Origin of the sequence: Asaia platycodi JCM 25414 (genome assembly GCF_000614545.1) — a bacterium.
Classification (GTDB): Bacteria; Pseudomonadota; Alphaproteobacteria; order Acetobacterales; family Acetobacteraceae; genus Asaia; species Asaia platycodi.
In genome coordinates, this window is record NZ_BAKW01000002.1 from 136,477 (window position 1) to 153,982 (window position 17,506).

The window sequence follows — 17,506 nt, forward strand, 5'->3', positions numbered from 1 at the left end:
TCTTCGAGGCCAATGCGCCGATCGTGAAAATGCTGACTGCCGACGCATCGGGCCGGTATGACCATTATTCCGAAGGTTTCAGCCATTTCTCGCCGAAATTCGGTGTGCAGTTCAAGCCAACCGAAAAGCTGACCTTGCGCGGCACGTTCGCTAAGGGCTTCCGCGTACCGAGCTTTGCAGAAACTGGCGGGTCGAATGTCGGTTACACGACCTACACGCCCAATAATGCCAATTTCGTCAGCCAGCATCTTAACGCCAACGGCACGCCCAATAACTACGCGCAGAACTACTATATCGGCTCGAACACGGCCGGTAACCCGAATCTGCGCCCGGAAACTGCGACCAACTTCTCTGGTGGCCCTATTTTTCGCCCAACGCGCTGGCTGACCCTGAGCGCCGATTATTATTACATTCGCAAAAACCACTATATCGCGCCAAACCCGGTCGGTACGACGAACGTGGCCAATGCCTATCTCGCGGGTGAAGCCCTGCCGACAGGCGTGACGGTCACCCCGGATATCGCCGATCCGCAGAACCCTGGCGGCCAGCTCCGTCCGGGCATCATCAATCTGGGCTATGTCAACACGAACAAGCTTGTGACTGACGGCTTCGATCTGTCTTTCGAAGCCAATACGCAGCTTCCCGGCGTGTTCCATGAAGTTCATTGGTACAGCAAGGGTACCGCGACCTTCGTGCGTCGCATGAACCTGACCAATCCTGATGGCTCGGTCTATCGCTTTGCCGGAACGCTTGGTCCCTATGGCGCCGTTTCTGCTTCGGGCACCCCGCGCTGGCGCGCCAACTGGTCCAACACGTTGTCATGGCGCAAGCTGGCTGTGACGCGACCGTCTATTACACCAGCGGCTATCGCACGACGGCAGAAGACCAGACGGGTTCGAACACGGCGGGCAATTGCGCCGATGCCCTTACCTCAAGCAGCTTTGTCCCGAGCGGGCAGTGCAAGGTCAAGGCTTTCTGGGATGTCGATCTGACGGTGAACTACCAGTTCAACCGCCGCTGGAGTGCTTATGCCAACGTCTACAACCTGCTTGGCTTCAAATCACCTTACGATTTCGGAACCTATGGCGGCTACCTCTACAACTCGTCCTGGTCGCAGAACGGTGTCGTTCTTCGTTCCTTCCAGTTCGGTGTAAAGGTCGTTCTCTAAACTTCCAGAGCGTCTGAAATGAAAAACCCTCCGGGCTTAGCTGCCCGGAGGGTTTTTTTATGTTTTTGCTCTGCGCAAGGGTGGTGCCGGGTCAGACTGGGTGGTTTGAACAAACCGCATCTGGGGGGCGATGGAGACAGATCCGGTTGACCAAGGACGGGGCGGCCACGACCGCGCCCTTCTGCCTCAGGGGAAAATGGAACGCGCCGGGTTCACTCCCTGTATTCGGGCTGTTCGCGGTCGAGCTTGCGTCGCAGGGCTTTCCAGATCATCTGGCCCTGATCGGGATCGCTCTCGAACTGGGCGCGGGCTCGCAGGATTTCGGCTTCACTAGGGCAGTGCAGCGGCACGCCTGCCGATTGCGCGGCCAGCTGCACACGGCAGGCCTGTTCCAGATAATACATACGATAAAAGGCCTGAGCCACCGAGCTGCCTATGGTCAGTAGCCCATGATTTTGCAGGATTAGCCCTATATGATCGCCCAGATCGCGCACAAGCCTTTCGCGCTCGCTCATATTGTCGTCTGCCGCGATCCCCTCATAGGGGTGAAACCCGATGCGCCCGTAGAACTCCATACTGATCTGGTTAAGCGGCAATATGCCATCTTCCTGCGCGGCGACGGCCATGCCCGCCAGGGTATGGCTGTGCATCACGCAGGCGGCATCGGGATGGGCACGATGCACGGCAGAATGAATGACAAACCCTGCCGGGTTGACCGGCCAGCTCGTCTCCTGCTGAGGATGGCCCTCTGAATCGACCACGACCAGAGAACTCGCCGTGATCTCCTCAAAAAGCAGCCCGTAGGGATTGACCAGAAAGCGATGACCTTCTCCCGGCAGGCGCACGGAGAGATGGGTATAGACCATGTCGGTCAGATCAAATTGCGCATAGAGGCGATAGGCTGCGGCCAGCTCTTCGCGCAGTTCCTGCTCCGTCTGCATGCTCACGGCGTTACCCCCGTCTTGCTGAAATGGCCAAAGGTGTTGGTGCGTCGCGTGCCTTCCGGCAGAGCAATCTCGCCGCGTTCTCGTTTGGCGATGAGATAGGAATAGGTCTGCATGGCCTGAGCCCACATATGATCGCCGATTTTTACGGCTTCATATTCCGTATCGCCTTTCTCGAAAGCGGGGAGGGGGCGGATTTCGTGATGATAATCGCAGGCGTAGAAAAGCGGAAACGAATACCGCTCTTCTTTCACACTGCGCACGCGATGGGCTGTCGCCACGAAAGCACCTGCTGTCATCATCTCGAGCATATCGCCGATATTGACGACGAAGGTGCCGGGAATGGGCGGCGCGTCGATCCATTCACCCTTGCCGTTCAGCACTTCGAGACCCGGCTTGTCGGCCAGAAGAATGGTGAAGCATTCATAATCGGTATGGGCGCCGATGCCCGGCGCATCCTGTGCCTCGCCGTCATAGGGGTAATGGATCATGCGCAGTTTCGACGGGGGAAATTGCGCCACGTCATCGAAAGCGTGTTCGTCGAGACCGAGTGCCAGGCAAAGCCGCGAAACAACACGCGCCCCAGATCGAATACGGCGGCATAATAGGCGCTGGCGCGCTCGCGAAAGCCGGGGATTTCGGGCCAGTCATTCGGCCCCAGAAGCGGGGTTCCAGCCTGAACCAGTGGATTATCGGCGGGCACCTCAAAGCCGATATCGAAGGCTTCCTTATGATCCGGGCGGGACTTGTTATAGATTTCCTCGCCTTCCGGGACGAAACCCTTGTGAGAGGCGGAAGCGCCGATATAGCGATCCATTTTCTTCTCGAAGGGCTGTGCAAAGAATTCCTTCGCCGCCTGACGCACATTCTCGATCAGCTCAGGCGCCACGCGATGGCCGGCAATATAGAAAAACCCGATCTTGCCGGCGGCGTGCTTCAAGGAATCGGCCACTTTCTGACGCTCGGCCTTGTCTTCGGCATACAGCCCGGCGATGTCGATCACCGGAATGGACGTGAACGTCTCTTCTGTCATGTCAGAAACTCCTCGTTGGAGATGGGGCAGGGAAGCACCCTGCGAAAGACCTGCGTTGTGCATCGAGCAGCCAGCGATTCATCTCGTGACGGTCTGCAACGGGCAGGTTGGTGAAGGGCAAAGTATGGGTATAGCCATCCGGCCCGCATTCAGGCGTCAGCGTCGTGCGCGCATAACCGCGCTGCGCCTGATCCTGCCAGATGGCGCGCCAGAAACCCTGATGAAAGCGCAGGGAAGCCGCATGTTCGGGTGCGCCGGGATGCGAGACCTGCGGCCCCTGATCATAGCCCACACGGGCCTGGACATGATGCACGCGGGCAATAAACGCGCTGAAATCGTCGCAGGGATCGTCGAGCAGACGTTCGCAGCCGACTACCCAATGGCTGATATCGGCGGTGAACAGGGCGTCGGGAACCTGTGCGACCACCTCGAGCGTGACCCATGGGGTGGCGCAAAGCCGGGCACGATGGGTCTCGAAGCTGAGGGTCAGGCCGTAGGTCTGGCTCAGAGTCATGGCTCGGGAGATGAACTCGGCCTGTTTATCCGCATTCCAGCGGTCACTGCCGCCCAGAACATTGACGAAGCGCGGTGCGAGTTGGGTCGCACGGCCTAGGGCGACGTCCAGATCGGTCAGATGGTCGTCCAGTGAGGCTTCCTGACGCGGCACCACGCCGCCTCCGGTCAATGCGATGGCGATATAGGGAGCCCCCGTAGCGAGTAGAGCCTCGCTACAGGCAGGCAGTGCCTGAAGATCCGGAATCCGCCCTTCAATCCCGTCAAAGCCTTCAGCGCGGGCCTCGGCGATGCTTTCGCCCCAGGGGCGGGTATCGCCCCAGAGCGTACGATAGGTCTCAAGGCGCATCGCGGCTCCGTCAGAAATTATAGCGCAGGTCACAGCCGACCCAGCGCGGGGTTTGCAGGAACTGCACGCGGGAATTATCGGACCCGGTAAAGGAATAGGTATTGCCGTGCTTGTTGAGCATGTTGTCGACATAGACAGCGGCTGTCCATTTGCCGGTTTTCGGCCCTACCTCCATACGCATGCCGAAAGAGCTGATCTTGTCGGTCACGCCATTGGGGTCGCCAAGCGCCACCAGCATATTGTCTTTCCAGGTATAGCTGGTCTGGAGCGTCAGGCGATAGGCGCGCGGCATGTCGATACCGTAGCGCGCGACCGCATTCCATGAAAAGCGTGGGGCGAATGGCAGTACCGAATGCGCGCTGACGGTGGAAAGCAGCGGCAGGCCGCCGATATCGTTTACCGGGCTGATATTCTGCGCATCCAGATAGGCAAAGGAGCCGCGCAGATCGAGATTGGGGATCAGATCGTGCAGCGTGCTCGACAGCTCACCGCCTCGGGTGCGCGCTCTAGGGATGGGGCCGAGGCTGAGCGAGGTGATGTTCATCGGCATTTCGGCCACGAAAAGCGTCTGGCGGTTGTGATATTCGTAATCGAACAGCGCGCCTTCGATCTGCACATGATTATGCAGAAGGCTCGTCTTGGCACCAATCTCATAAGCGATCATGTTTTCAGGGCGTACATAATCCAGCGCCTGAGGCGCCGAGACGGGGGCTGCGAAATAGGCGCCTGCCTTGTAGCCATTGGAGATGGTGCCATAAACCAGCGTGCCGGGTACGATCGTATAGCGAAGCCCCACGCGCCCTGTCAGACGGGCATAGGAATGGGTGTTGTCGAGGCGCGACAGATAGGCGCCCTTGCTTGTAAGCGCGCCGGCATCGTCAATCGTGCCGCCATTGAAACCGCGATCATCCCATGAAAAACGGCCCGAGGCGATAAAGTCGAGGTTCTTGAGCACATTGGTCACTGTGCTGAGATAAAGCCCGGTCGAAATATTCTGCTGCACGAAGCGATCGGTCAGATTGCCGTTTGGCACGCCAAGCAGATAGGAACGATAGCTCGTATAGGCGCCGTTGATCTTGTCCCAGGATTCATAGACGCCAACGTTCAGATGAAAGCGTTTCGTCAGATCCATTTTCAGATGCATGTCATGCGATTGCGCGAGCGAGGTGTCGTTCCAGTGATAGTCGCCGACACTGATCGATTCACCATCGTAATTGTCGTAATCGCTGCGACGAAACGCGTTGAAAGCCGTGGTGGAGACAAACTGCCCCCAAGTGAAATCATGGGTGTAATTGATCGAAACGCCGCCGCCATTCTCATTGCGGCCGACGCGATCCGAGCCGACATTGACGGCCTTATACGAGGCGTTCGGGCCTACACCGACCGTGCCATTGGCAAAGCCGTTCACCGCATCGCCATCGACATCCTGAGGCGACATCGAAATGCCCTTGTCACGGGTATAATGAATATTCAGCAGCAGGTTGGAGCGGTCATCGATCAGGAAGCGTGTCAGATTGCGCAGGCCGAGCTGGTCCTGCGAGCCATAACGCTTGTTCGTATGGATATCGCGCTGCCAGCCATCGCCATTGATATAGGAAAAAGCGGTGCGGTTCTGGATCCTGTCGCTGATCGGCACATTGATGGCAGCACTCGCCGTGTTGGTGCCGTAGCTGCTGTAACCCCAGTTGACGTAGCCGCCGAATTTGCCGTCGGGCTTTGTCGTTTCGACATTGATATTGCCACCCGTGCTGCTGCGACCGTAATCGAAGCCCTGAGGCCCTTTTTCGACGCTGACCATCTGGGTGTCGAACATCTGGCCGGTATAGAAAACGGGATAAGGGGCGAAGACGCCATCCTGATAAATGCCGATCCCACCCATATTATTGCCGGTATAGTCATCGAGACCGATCCCGCGTATCGAAAAGACAGGCGTGCTGCCCGATGTGGCGTTCACGGCCGTCAGTCCGGGTGTATAGGCGGCGAGGTCTTTCGGGCTGGTGATATGCAGGGCCTGCAATTCACGCCCGGTCAGGACATTCACCGTGGCGGCTGTGGTCAGGAAACGCTGGGCGCGCGAACTGGTCACCTGAATGGCTTCGGGCGCGGCATGGACGGGCTGGTGGCGTGGGCCGGCTTTATGTCCCGCGCTGTGGCGCGCTGTCGGTTTCTGCGTTGCCGCCAGCACCTCGCTCTGTGTGCCGAGAAGCACCAGCCCGGCGGAGAGCGAAAGGGCTGTGCTGGTGAGGCGGAGAAATCCTTTGGGCAGGCGCATCGTCATGAAAAGGACTCCCGTCAGTGGCTTCCTTCTCATTGAAAAGGCGAAACGACCTGCTGTTCGATTGAAAAAAACCAAACCTCACTTTGTCAGATCGTTACCCATGATGAATCATCTGATCCAGAAAATGACGCGCACGCTCGGTCTGAGGTGTCTTGAAGAAGGATTCGGGTGGCGCGACTTCAAGAATGGACCCTTTATCCATGAAGACTACGCGATCGGCGATATGGCGCGCGAACCCCATTTCATGCGTCACGCAGATGGTGGTGATCCGCCGCTCCGATAGCGTATCGATAATACCGATCACCCCCTTGATCGCCTCGGGGTCCAGGGCCGCTGTTGGCTCGTCGAACAGGATGATATCGGGCGCCATGCACAGGGCCCGCGCAATGGCGACGCGCTGCTGCTGTCCGCCCGAAAGCTGGATCGGATATTTATCGGCCTGCTCCGCAATACCCACCTGTTCGAGATAATGGCGGGCGAGGGCGTCGGTCGCATCGTAATGCGCCTTGCGCACCAGTCTGGGTGCCAGCATGCAGTTCTGCAGCACGGTGAGATGCGGGAACAGATTGTAGTTCTGAAACACCATGCCCACCGCACCGCGCAGCAAAGGCAGGCTCGTTTTCTCGTCGATGATCTCACCATCGATCATCAGCACGCCGCTATCATGCGGCTCTATGCGATTGAGCGTGCGGATCAGTGTCGATTTACCTGAGCCGGACGGCCCGAGCACGACGATCTTTTCGCCATGACCGATATCGAGGCTGATCCGGTCGAGCGCCAGAAACTCGCCATAGAACTTGCTCATCTTGCGCAGGCTGAGGGCGCAATCGGGGTTGGGGGGCAGATTATGCAGCATGACGTGACCCTCCTGTTTCCGGCATGACGGGGGTGTCTCGTCCGTTCTTTCGGGCGGCGCCATCACGACTCGCCCAGACGAAGCGGGTCTCTATGCGTTTCTGCAGATGCAGAAAGGCGAAGACCATAGCCAGATAATAGACGAGAGCCGCCGCATAATATTCGGTGAATTCGAAGCTGCGCGCTACCTGAACCTGGGTAATGAAAAGCAGCTCCTGCAAGGAGATGACCGAAGCCAGAGAGGTGGTTTTCAACAGGGAAATGAATTCGTTGATCGTGGGTGGCAGTGCCACGCGCAGGGCCTGAGGGAAGATCACATGGCGATAGATCTGCGCCTGACTCATGCCCAGCGCCTGACCGCCTGCCAGCTGCCCCGGATCGATGGCGCTGAGTGCCGCGCGGTTGATCTCGACCTGATAGGCCGATTCATTGATCGAAAGACAGATCCATGTTGCCAGAAAGGGCGAGAACCAGCTTTCGCGGAATATCGGAAAGAACTGGGGCAGGGCATTCCAGATGAACAGAAGCTGGAGCAGTGTCGGTGCGCCGCGAAATACCGCCACATAGGCGCGCAGAAACGGATGCCAGAGCGAGCGCGGGGCGTTCAGCTTCAGTGCGATGGGGATGGAAAGCACGATGGCGGCGGCATGAGAGGCAAGGGCAATGGCCAGCGTCATGCCCGCGCCTTTGAGAAAGGCCATGGAGAACAGGGCGGAGAAGAAGGTCGTCGTGTTGAAGCGCGGCCGTTCTACCGCCACACCCAGCGCCTTGCGGGCGGCGCTCCCGACATTCCATTTCTTCTCGAGGGCGGCGATCTCGCCTTTCTGCTTCAGCGTACCGAGCGCGCTCGCCAGAAGGGCGCGATCCTGACCGGCACGACGCAGATAGAGGGCGAACTCGGAATAGCCGGGCAGGCTCGGGCTGTAGATGACATGAAGCTTCCCGCCCAGCTGGGTCTCGCGATAGAAAAGCTCGACATCCTGGCTCAGGAAATTCTGCACGCGCCCGACCAGAACCTGCTGCACCACCTGATCCTCGCTCGGATATTGCTGCAAGGCGATGGGCGGCTTGCCGCGTGCGGCAAGTTCCTGATTGATCTCCTCGATACGGGCGGCATAGCTCGTGCCCGATTCAACGGCGAGGCTCTGGCCAGCCAGCGCGTCGAAGCTGTTGATCGGTGCGATCTTGCTCGGTGCCACGATCACGGGTGAGGTTTCCAGATAGGCCACGGCATCGAAAAGACGCTCGCGGGATTTCTGTTTCAGAACGCCACTGATGACCAGCCCGCAACGCCCGGCGCTCAGGCTTGGAAACAGCCCTGTGAAATCCATGGTCTCGAATTCGACGGGGACGTGCCAATAGGTACCCAGCGCTCGGGCGAGTGCGATATCGAACCCGTCGATTGCCGAAAGATCGGCCCCGTTGACGAAGGTCATGGGGGGCAGGGTCGGATTGGTGCAAACCCTCAAGACGCCGCCCTCTATGAAAGAGGGGCGCTCCTGTGCCCGGGCCGCTGCGACGGAGAGAAAAAGGGTGATCAGGACCAGAGCCTGAAGAAGGCGCCGCATCAGCATGTCTCTTCGAGAATGGAGCGGAAGGTTTCGGCCATAAGGCCGTTTTCCGGGGTGGGGCGGATCAGGAAATAGAAATGATTGACCAGATGCAGATCGTTGAAGGCGATATGGCGCAAACGATCCTGCTGGACCATCTGGGTGACGAAAAGCTCCGGCAGAAAGCCTATATACATACCCGACAGGATCAGCAGGGCGCGTGAATCGATGTTATCGGCCTTGGCAGCAAAATTCATGGAAGGGCGCAGTTCATCCCATCTTGGGGAAGACGCCGCATCGCTGACGCTGATCATGCGCGCTTCGGCGAGGGAGGCGATATCGATGGCCTCTTCCGGCCTGTCGAAAAGCGGGTGGCGCGCACCGCAATAGAGATTGGAGCGTTCGCTGAACAGGGCGGTGGCCTGCATTTCCGGCTGCTGATGCGGATAGAGCGTGATGCCGGCAGTCGCGGTGCCATTGCGTACGGCAAACTCCACATCGCGTGTCGAAGCGGAACGCACATCCATCTCGACCGCCGGGTAGCGTGTGGTGAAGATATGTATGGCGCGCAGCAGAGCGGTCTCGCCATGAAACTGGATATTATCGGGCAGATAGAGGCAGAACCGACCTGAGAGTGTGCCGCTGACATCGTTGATCCGCTGCTGGAACAGATCGATATCGTTAAAAAGTCTGCTCGTGGCCTCAAGCACGCCTTCACCCTCGCGTGTCAGGGCAAAACCGGCGCGCCCACGATGGCAGAGCACCATGCTCAGCCGGTCTTCAAGGGCCGCAATATCGATGCTGATCGAGGATTTGCTTTTACCGAGTGCCAGCTCGGCTGCTGCGAATCCGCCATGCTGCGCCACACAGGCAAAGACGCGCAGAAGACGCAGATCGACCTCGGCGATACGCCCCTGAAACCCGCTGGCACGGGGCAGGCGGCGCGGTGTTGGGGTGGGGCGCAGACGGGACAAGGGCAATGATCCTGTTTCAGACAGCATGCAATGATATCTCTCCCTGCCACACGATCAACCGTTTGTACCGCTTCCGATACACTCGGCGCCGTATCTGGAGTATGGCGGCTGGGCGTGCATCTTTTAATTTATGAAACGCCAAACCAAACTCCACCTCATTGTGATTGAGGAATGACCGCGCCCATCCTAGCGTCTGGTCCAGCCCGGCAAGGGCGGCATTGCATCGAAAAAGGGAGAAGACGATGACCGTTGAGCGCTGGTTCATCGATAGCGAAACCGGAACCTTGTCGGATGTGCTTCTCTGTCCGCCCGATTTCTACACTTGGAACCCGAGCAACGACATCGCCATACGCACGCTGGCTAGTGGCGCCCGCCTGATCCGGCACTGCTACGCCAGCAATTCGACGGTCTGGTGGCCCTTCTCGAAGGCGCGGGGTGCGCTGCCACTTCCTGACCCCTCAGGAAGGGCTGCCCTATCAGGTCTATACGCGCGATTCGTCTCAGACCACGCCCTGGGGCACGGTGGTCACGCGACTCATGCGGCCCGAACGCCAGCCAGAAGCGCAGAGTATCGAGGCGTTTTACGGCGAGGACGCGATCATTTCCCGTTGCACCGAAGGCTTTGTCGAGGGCGGGGATATCCATGTCATCCGTCCCGGTCTTCTGGCGGTCGGGGTGAGCGGCGGGCGCACCACCATCGAGGGCGCACGGGCCTTCATGAAGCCCTTCGAAGAGGCAGGCTGGACCTGCCGCATGATCCACTTTCCAGAACATTTCCTGCATCTAGACGTGATCTTCACCATGGTGACCAACGACCTTGCGATCGGCGTGGTCGATGTGCTGGAGGATGATGATCTCGCCTGGTTTGAGGCGCAGAAGATCCGTATCCTGCCCGTGACCTATAAGGAGGCCATGCGCGATATGGGCTGCAATGTGCTGGCTCTGGGTGAGGGGCGCGTGGTCAGCCCGGCGCATTCGACGCGCATCAACGCCATGCTGCGCGATCATGGCCTGACCGTGCTCGATACCCCGCTCGACCAGTTTTCGCAGGGCGGTGGCAGTATTCACTGCATGACGATGCCGCTCAGACGTGCCAGTCTGAAAGATTGATGCCGTCCGTTTCGGCGCTGAAAAAAGGGTATTTCGCAAACTGGCAAAGGGGCATGCCATGGCACCACGTCTGATCATCAGCGCCGATGGCGCGGAGGCTTACGAAGGCTGGCGCGAGTCCTTTGCGCGCCACGCCCCCGATATCGAGATCCTGTCCTGGTTTGATCCTCAGACCTGTCGCGAAGACGCAGATTACGCCCTGGTCTGGGAGGCGTCGGATGACGATTTGCGCGAAATGCACCATTTGCGTAGCATTCTCTGCACTGGGGCCGGGGTCAATCATCTGGTTGCCAGCCCCGATTTTCCGCATCATGTGAAGCTCGTGCGTATGGGCGGCGGCGAGACGGGCACGCTCATGGCCGACTATGTTCTCTGGGCGCTGATTGGCCTGCTACGCGATGCCCGCACATGGGCGCTGCAGCAGGGCAACCATGTGTGGGCGCGCAATCTGGTATCGCGCGGCTCGGACCGGACCCGCGTGACCGTGCTGGGTTATGGCAAGATTGGCGCCGTGGTGGCGCAGCGTCTGGCGCGCGCGGGTTTTATCGTGTCGGCCTGGCGCCGCTCAGGTGAGGGCGGACAGGATGAGGGGGTTGCCGTTCATGTGGGGCGCGATGCCCTGCCCGATCTGCTGGGCAGCACCGATCTGCTGGTCAATCTTCTGCCCAGCACCCCCCAGACGCGTGGTCTGCTCGATGCGGCCTTTCTGTCCGGGCTCAAACCGGGCGCGGGCCTGGTGAATGTCGGGCGTGGGGATCATCTGGTGGAGGCGGCACTTCTGGCTCTTCTGGAGAGCGGCCATCTCTCCGGTGCCGTGCTGGATGTGCAGGCGCAGGAGCCCCTCGGCTCGGAGTCACCGCTCTGGGATCATCCGAAAATCACTCTCACGCCGCATATCGCCTCTGAAGCGTCAAGAGAGGCGCAGGTGCGCTATCTGGCCGAGGTTATCCGACAGATAGAATGCGGTGAGTCCCCCGCCCTGCTCTACGATCGCGCCAGAGGGTACTGACCCTCCCGCTCCAACCCGGCTTGCCTCCCCCTTCTTGCTGCGCGCATTATAAGACCGCAAAACCTGATGGGCTTGTTTGTCGCAAAGGAGAATAAAAGAGATGCGCCGTGTCGTGATCAATCGAGAGGTCGATAAGGAGCGATGGGCGTCCTTTCTTCAATCAAACGGGCATGTCGGCTTGATCGAGCGCGTCGACGGCGTGGAAGGGCAGACACTCTGCGTTGATGATCTGGTCAAGCGTGGCGTGGCGGAAACCGGCTTGCGTTATACCCAGGGAGCCTGGGTGCCGCTCTCTCTCATCTCGGTTTGTGGAGCCAGGCGGTGCAGCAGGAGGCACCATTGGCTATTTTCGAAGATGACGCCCTTCTCTGCCGCAATTTTGTCGCTGAAAGCGACAGGCTGATCGCCTCCCTGCCTGAGGGATGGGACGTCATTTTACTGGGCTATAATTTCAATGCGCCCATCACGATTGATGCCTTGCCCGGTATTACCCGTGGCACCGTGACGCTCGATGAAAAAATGATGCAGAAAAACGCCGCTCTTTTTGCTGATGAGGCTGTCGAAGCGCGCATTTTCAGGCTGCTACAGGCGTTCGGTCTTTGCGCCTATGTCGTGTCGCCCAAAGGCGCACGGGCCTTCTGGAGCGATGCCTGCCTTTGCGGGCGCAGGAATATCAGCAACTGGGGCTGGATCGGATGGTCCGTAATGTCGGCATTGATGTCGTGACATCCTATCATTTCAGGCAGCTCAATGCGTTCGGCGCCTTTCCACCTCTGGCCATATCCCCCAATGACAAGGCGTCTTCGTCTACGCGAAGGCCGGTCTGAAAGGGGCGCCTGATACTCAGCCTCGCCGTTCGGCCACGGCGGCGGCGAGTGTCGAGACCAGAACCATTGAGGCTGCATTCGAGCGAAAGCCTGAAAATCGGCCTCATGCACTTCGAGCCACAGTCCCGATTGCGGGATGACGGGGCTGGCTGCGCTATCGGTCATGGAAATGACCGGCACGCTTCGCGCTTCAAGGGCCTCGAATAATTCCACGGTTCGCGGGGCATAGGCCTTGTAGCTCAGAAGCAGGGCAGCATCTTTCGGGCCGGCATGAGCAAAGCTTTCTTCCTCCATTCCGGTTTCGAGTCCGATGATCTGGTGGCGGATATCGAGCTTCGCCAGGAGATAGGACAGATAGCGTATGACCGGCATCGAGCGTCTCAGCCCTAACAGATACAGACACTCGGCCTGGGCCAGTGTGGTGACCGCGGCTTCGAGCCTGTCAGGCATGAGCTGGGTCTGAAGCGCACGGAGCGAATCCTGGGCCGCTTCGTAAAAACCGTTGAAAATGACCGAGGCCTCGACGGCCTCGCCATCCACGCGATGCAGCGCGTTTACCCGGTCACGATAGGCGACATTGCGGACACGCAGCCTGTCACGAAAAACAGCCTGCATATCCGAAAATCCGGCAAAGCCGAGCGTGCGGGCAAAACGTACCACCGTAGAAGGCTGCACACTCGCCTGGCTTGCCAGCGAGCTGACCGTGCCAAGCGCCACTTCATCTGGTGCATTGCTGACGAAATCGGCCAGTTGCAGCAGTCTTTTCGGGAGGTCGGCGTAGCACAGGCGCAAGCGATGATGAAACGCGTCGAAATCGGATTGGGTCGGAGCGGGGTCTTCGGGGGTCTCGGTCAATTCAGCACAATCCGAAAAGGGAATAAAAATTCCATAGCATTTCATGGACGGAGCGCGAAGCGGCGGGGCTGCCCGATCCGGGTGATGGCAGCAAGTTAATCACATACGCGTGCGAAGTTAAAGAAAATTAGGGAATGTCCATTCTATAACGTGACCAAGAACAGAATGTATGTTCTTATCATGCTCAACGTAACATGCTGCAGGAGTCGGGGATGCGCGGACAGGATCTCGATATCGTCGCGATAGGACGTTCTTCAGTCGATCTTTACGGCCAGCAGATCGGTGGCCGTTTCGAAGATATGGCCAGCTTCAGCAAGGCTGTCGGCGGGTGCCCGGCCAATATTGCGATCGGCACTGCCCGGCTCGGGCTGAAATCGGCGCTCATTACCCGTGTGGGTCACGAGCATTTCGGTCGATTCATCACCGAGCAGCTTCAGCGTGAAGGGGTTTGCACCGATGGCGTGCGCGTCGATCCCGACCGGTTTACGGCGCTCGCCATTCTTGGCGTGCGCGACCGCGAAAATTTCCCGCTGCTTTTTTATCGCACCGATTGTGCGGATGCGGCGCTCGATGAAGGCGATATCGACCCGGCGCTGATTGCGCGCACGAAAGCGGTTGTCGTCACTGGCACGCATTTTTCGCGTCCTGCTTCGGCCAAGGCACAGCGCAAGGCGATGGATCTGGTGCATGAGCATGGCGGCAAGGTCGTGTTCGATGTCGATTACCGTCCCAATCTCTGGGGGCTGGCCGGGATCGGCGACGGGGAGTCACGCTACGTCAAATCCGACAGCGTGACGGCCCATCTGAAAGAAATCCTGCCCCATTGCGATCTGATTGTCGGCACGGAAGAAGAGCTGCATATCGCCGGTGGCAGCGAAGACACGCTTGAGGCCATTCGCGCCATCAGGGCCGTTTCAAAGGCGACGATCGTCTGCAAGCGCGGGCCTATGGGGTGCGTTGTTTTCGAAGCGGCCATTCCGCCATCGCTGGAAGACGGTATTTCAGGCCCCGGTTTTCCGGTTGAGGTCTATAATACGCTGGGCGCTGGCGATGCCTTCATGTCGGGTTTCCTGCGCGGATGGGTAAGAGGCGAGAAAATTGCCGAATGCTGCCGCTTCGCCAATGCCTGCGGTGCGTTTGCCGTATCGCGCCTGCTCTGCTCGTCTGAAATCCCGACTTGGGAAGAGTTGAGCTATTTCCTCGAAAAAGGCAGCAGCCAGCGTGCGCTGCGTCGCGATGATGCGCTCAATCATCTGCATTGGGCCACGACGCGCCGTTCGCAGATTATGCCCATCATGGCGCTTGCCTGCGATCACCGCCTGCAGCTCGAGGAGATCGCCACGTCAGTTGGCGCCTCTTTCGACCGTCTGCCGAAATTCAAGCAACTCGCGGTTCAGGCGGCGAAGAATGTAGCGCAGGGACGCCCCGGTTTTGGCGTGTTCATGGATGGACGTTACGGACAGGATGCGCTTTTCGACGCGTCCCATGCCGGTCTCTGGACGGCACGCCCGATCGAAAAGACCGGGTCTCGCCCGCTCGACTTCGAATGTGGCGGTTCGCTCGGCGCCCATCTGGTGGAGTGGCCGAGCGCGCAGGTGATCAAATGCCTGTGCTTCTATCACCCCGATGACAGTGATGATCTGAAGCAGCGTCAGGAACGCGAGCTGATCCGTGCGCAGGATGCTTGCCGCAAGCTTGGCAAGGAAATCCTGATCGAGATCATTGCGGGCAAGAATGGCGCGCTCACCAGCGACACGGTCTCATCCATTCTGTCGCGTCTCTACGATGTCGGGTTGCGTCCCGACTGGTGGAAGCTCGAAGGGCAGCGCGACCCCAAGGCGTGGGAGAAAATCGGTGCTGTTATTGAGGCCCGCGACCCGCATTGCCGTGGTGTGGTCATTCTGGGCCTCGATGCCCCGGCAGAAGAATTGATGGAGGCGTTCAAGGCCTCGGCCGCAACGCCCTGGGTCAAGGGTTTCGCCATAGGGCGCACCATTTTTGCCCAGCCAGCCCGTGACTGGCTGGCCGGAAAAACCACAGATGAGCATGCTGTTGCCGAGATGGCGCGCCGTTTCAGCGCCTTTGTCGAGGCCTGGACGTCTCGCGATCAGGCCGCGCTTTCCGGCGCCAGCGCCTAAAGCCAGGGAGCAGGGGAATGAAGACGATCCGTTTGACCATGAGCCAGGCCCTTGTGCGGGCCATGATGGCGCAGAAGACCGAAATCGACGGGCGCATCGAGCCTTCTTTGCCGGTGTCTGGGCGATTTTCGGCCATGGCAATGTTGCCGGTCTGGGTGAGGCGCTGCATGCCCAGCGGGAGACATTGCCCACCCTGCGCGGTCATAACGAGCAGGGCATGGTTCACGCGGCGACGGCTTTCGCCAAGGCCTCGCGCCGTCGCAGGGCCATGGCCTGCACCAGCTCCATCGGGCCTGGCGCCCTGAATATGGTGACGGGTGCGGCGGTGGCGCATGTCAACCGTCTGCCGGTTCTGCTTCTGCCAGGTGATGTGTTTGCTAATCGCATTCCAGACCCGGTCCTGCAGCAGGTGGAGGATTTCGGCGATGGCACGGTGAGCGCGAGCGACGCGTTTCGCTCGGTCTCGCGCTATTTCGACCGGATCACCCGGCCCGAGCAGATCGTGCCCGCTTTCAACCGCGCGATGGCCGTGCTGACCGATCCTGCAGAATGTGGTCCTGTCACGCTCTCGCTGTGTCAGGACGTACAGGCAGAGGCTTTCAATTACCCCGAGAGCTTCTTTGCAGAACGTATTCATCGCATCCGTCGCCCGCTGGCCGATGAATTCGAGCTCGAAGAGGCGATTGCCCTGATATGCCAGTCGCGCAAACCGCTGGTGATCGCCGGTGGTGGTGTGCTGTATGCTGGTATCGAGAAGCAGCTGGCAGCATTCTGCGCCGAAAAAGGTATTCCCGTTGCGAGACGCAGGCGGGGCGCTCGTCTCTGCCGACATCGAACAGCCTGAATATGGGCGGTATCGGCGTCAGCGGCAGTTCGGCAGCCAATGCCATGGCGGCAGAAGCTGATCTCGTGATTGCGGTCGGCACGCGCCTGGCCGATTTCACCACCGGGTCATGGGGGCTTTTCTCTAACCCGGACATGAAAATCGTTTCGCTCAATATACAGAATTTCGATGCCACCAAGCATCTGGCGCTGGCCGTTGTCGGTGATGCCGGCAAATCGCTGGCTGCGCTCGAAGCCGGGTTGAAAGGCTGGAAAGCCGCATCGGACTGGACCGGCAAGGCCGAGCGGGAATACCGGAACTGGATGGAAATTTCGGCGCGCTATCAGGCTCTACCCGACGCAGGTCAGAAAACCCTGCCGACCGACGCGCAGGTGATCGGTGCCGTGCAGCGCACCGGGCGCCCGACCGATACGGTCGTCTGCGCCGCTGGTGGTCTGCCAGCCGAATTGCAGAAACACTGGCAGGCCGAACAGCCCGGTGGATACCATATGGAATATGGCTTTTCCTGCATGGGATACGAGTTGGCCGGAGCGCTCGGCGTCAAAATGGCCTGTCCTGATCGCGAGGTGATCGTGATGCTGGGCGATGGCTCTTGGCTGATGCTGAATACCGAAATCGCGACCTCGGTCATGCTCGACCAGAAGCTGATTGTCGTGCTGCTCGATAATCATGGTTATGGCTGCATCAACCGTCTGCAGCAGGAATGTGGCGGAGCCCCATTCAACAACCTCTGGGAAGATTGCCATCAGGTGCGGCCTTTCAAGATCGATTTCGTGCAGCTGGCCCATGGTCTCGGCGCTCATGCCGAAAAAGTCTCTGGCCTTTCAGCCCTGACCGAGGCTGTCGAGCGCGCCCGTTCGGCCGATCGTACTACCGTTCTGGTGATCGATACCGATCCGGCGCCGACCACGACAGATGGCGGCGCCTGGTGGGATGTCGCCGTGCCCGAAGTCTCGCCCAGACATCAGGTCGAGGAGGCGCGTGCGGGCTACGAGCGCAAACGCGGCACCCAGCGCATCGGTAACTGAGACAGATTCACGCCGCCCCGCGCCTTAAGGT

The 17,506-nt window shown here is 59.4% G+C and carries 15 protein-coding genes and 3 pseudogenes; 9 read left to right on the forward strand and 9 right to left on the reverse strand.

Annotation, left to right across the window (positions count from 1 at the left end; genetic code table 11):
- Nucleotides 1-29 precede the first annotated feature (29 nt).
- Both JCM25414_RS26375 and JCM25414_RS26380 read left to right on the forward strand, forming a co-directional pair.
- Complete coding sequence (locus JCM25414_RS26375) at nt 30-992, forward strand: TonB-dependent receptor domain-containing protein (protein ID WP_051535642.1); 963 nt, start codon at nt 30-32, stop codon at nt 990-992.
- A gap of 2 nt (nt 993-994) precedes the next feature.
- Entirely contained in the window at nt 995-1,168 is a 174-nt protein-coding gene (locus tag JCM25414_RS26380; RefSeq protein WP_369345977.1) for a hypothetical protein, read from the forward strand.
- Between the two features lie 212 nt (nt 1,169-1,380).
- Here JCM25414_RS26380 and JCM25414_RS02690 read toward each other — a convergent pair whose 3' ends face one another.
- The 8 genes from JCM25414_RS02690 to JCM25414_RS02720 all read right to left on the reverse strand — a co-directional run bounded on the left by JCM25414_RS02690 (nt 1,381) and on the right by JCM25414_RS02720 (nt 9,664).
- Nucleotides 1,381-2,109, reverse strand: coding sequence for a class II aldolase/adducin family protein (locus tag JCM25414_RS02690; protein WP_025840643.1), 729 nt, complete (start codon nt 2,107-2,109; stop codon nt 1,381-1,383).
- A gap of 2 nt (nt 2,110-2,111) precedes the next feature.
- On the reverse strand, nt 2,112-2,633 hold the full coding sequence (locus JCM25414_RS24320; RefSeq protein ID WP_242403295.1) for a 2OG-Fe(II) oxygenase family protein: 522 nt from the start codon (nt 2,631-2,633) through the stop codon (nt 2,112-2,114).
- Entirely contained in the window at nt 2,600-3,145 is a 546-nt protein-coding gene (locus JCM25414_RS24325; protein ID WP_242403296.1) for a 2-oxoglutarate and iron-dependent oxygenase domain-containing protein, read from the reverse strand. The genes JCM25414_RS24320 and JCM25414_RS24325 overlap by 34 nt, the downstream gene beginning before the upstream one ends.
- Nucleotide 3,146: 1 nt before the next feature.
- Nucleotides 3,147-4,007: a sugar phosphate isomerase/epimerase family protein gene (locus JCM25414_RS02700; protein ID WP_025840644.1), complete on the reverse strand. Its 861-nt coding sequence runs from the start codon at nt 4,005-4,007 to the stop codon at nt 3,147-3,149.
- Between the two features lie 10 nt (nt 4,008-4,017).
- Nucleotides 4,018-6,285, reverse strand: coding sequence for a TonB-dependent receptor (locus tag JCM25414_RS02705; protein WP_025840645.1), 2,268 nt, complete (start codon nt 6,283-6,285; stop codon nt 4,018-4,020).
- A gap of 94 nt (nt 6,286-6,379) precedes the next feature.
- Nucleotides 6,380-7,141: an amino acid ABC transporter ATP-binding protein gene (locus JCM25414_RS02710; RefSeq protein ID WP_025840646.1), complete on the reverse strand. Its 762-nt coding sequence runs from the start codon at nt 7,139-7,141 to the stop codon at nt 6,380-6,382.
- The gene (locus JCM25414_RS02715) at nt 7,131-8,708 is read right to left on the reverse strand and encodes an ABC transporter substrate-binding protein/permease (RefSeq protein WP_081775772.1); all 1,578 of its coding nucleotides are present in this window, start codon (nt 8,706-8,708) and stop codon (nt 7,131-7,133) included. The genes JCM25414_RS02710 and JCM25414_RS02715 overlap by 11 nt, the downstream gene beginning before the upstream one ends.
- On the reverse strand, nt 8,708-9,664 hold the full coding sequence (locus JCM25414_RS02720; protein ID WP_051535659.1) for a LysR family transcriptional regulator: 957 nt from the start codon (nt 9,662-9,664) through the stop codon (nt 8,708-8,710). Before JCM25414_RS02720 ends, JCM25414_RS02715 begins: the two co-directional genes overlap by 1 nt.
- Before the next feature lie 435 nt (nt 9,665-10,099).
- Here JCM25414_RS02720 and JCM25414_RS16425 point away from each other — a divergent pair, with 435 nt between their 5' ends.
- The 4 genes and pseudogenes from JCM25414_RS16425 to JCM25414_RS24330 all read left to right on the forward strand — a co-directional run.
- A complete protein-coding gene (locus JCM25414_RS16425; protein WP_369345978.1) occupies nt 10,100-10,774 on the forward strand; it encodes a dimethylarginine dimethylaminohydrolase family protein in 675 nt (224 codons plus the stop codon).
- Nucleotides 10,775-10,832: 58 nt separating this feature from the next.
- Complete coding sequence (locus JCM25414_RS02730) at nt 10,833-11,783, forward strand: 2-hydroxyacid dehydrogenase (protein ID WP_025840649.1); 951 nt, start codon at nt 10,833-10,835, stop codon at nt 11,781-11,783.
- A 100-nt stretch (nt 11,784-11,883) separates the two neighbouring features.
- Nucleotides 11,884-12,186 carry a hypothetical protein gene (locus tag JCM25414_RS23600; RefSeq protein WP_199897584.1) on the forward strand — a complete coding sequence of 101 codons (303 nt, stop codon included), beginning with the start codon at nt 11,884-11,886 and terminating at the stop codon, nt 12,184-12,186.
- Nucleotides 12,105-12,365 (forward strand): annotated as a pseudogene (locus tag JCM25414_RS24330) (glycosyltransferase family 25 protein); the annotation flags it as partial. The gene JCM25414_RS23600 and the pseudogene JCM25414_RS24330, both read left to right, overlap by 82 nt.
- A gap of 23 nt (nt 12,366-12,388) precedes the next feature.
- Here the strand turns inward: JCM25414_RS24330 and JCM25414_RS16435 are convergent.
- Nucleotides 12,389-13,465, reverse strand: coding sequence for a MurR/RpiR family transcriptional regulator (locus JCM25414_RS16435; RefSeq protein WP_159101700.1), 1,077 nt, complete (start codon nt 13,463-13,465; stop codon nt 12,389-12,391).
- 212 nt (nt 13,466-13,677) lie between these two features.
- Between JCM25414_RS16435 and JCM25414_RS02750 the strand changes: the two genes are divergently transcribed.
- The 3 genes and pseudogenes from JCM25414_RS02750 (at nt 13,678) to JCM25414_RS16440 (ending at nt 17,475) form a co-directional block, all read left to right on the forward strand.
- Entirely contained in the window at nt 13,678-15,603 is a 1,926-nt protein-coding gene (locus JCM25414_RS02750) for a bifunctional 5-dehydro-2-deoxygluconokinase/5-dehydro-2-deoxyphosphogluconate aldolase (protein WP_025840652.1), read from the forward strand.
- Nucleotides 15,512-15,949, forward strand: a pseudogene (locus JCM25414_RS26385) (thiamine pyrophosphate-binding protein); the annotation flags it as partial. The gene JCM25414_RS02750 and the pseudogene JCM25414_RS26385, both read left to right, overlap by 92 nt.
- Before the next feature lie 87 nt (nt 15,950-16,036).
- Nucleotides 16,037-17,475, forward strand: a pseudogene (locus tag JCM25414_RS16440) (thiamine pyrophosphate-dependent enzyme).
- The last annotated feature ends 31 nt before the right edge of the window (nt 17,476-17,506 follow it).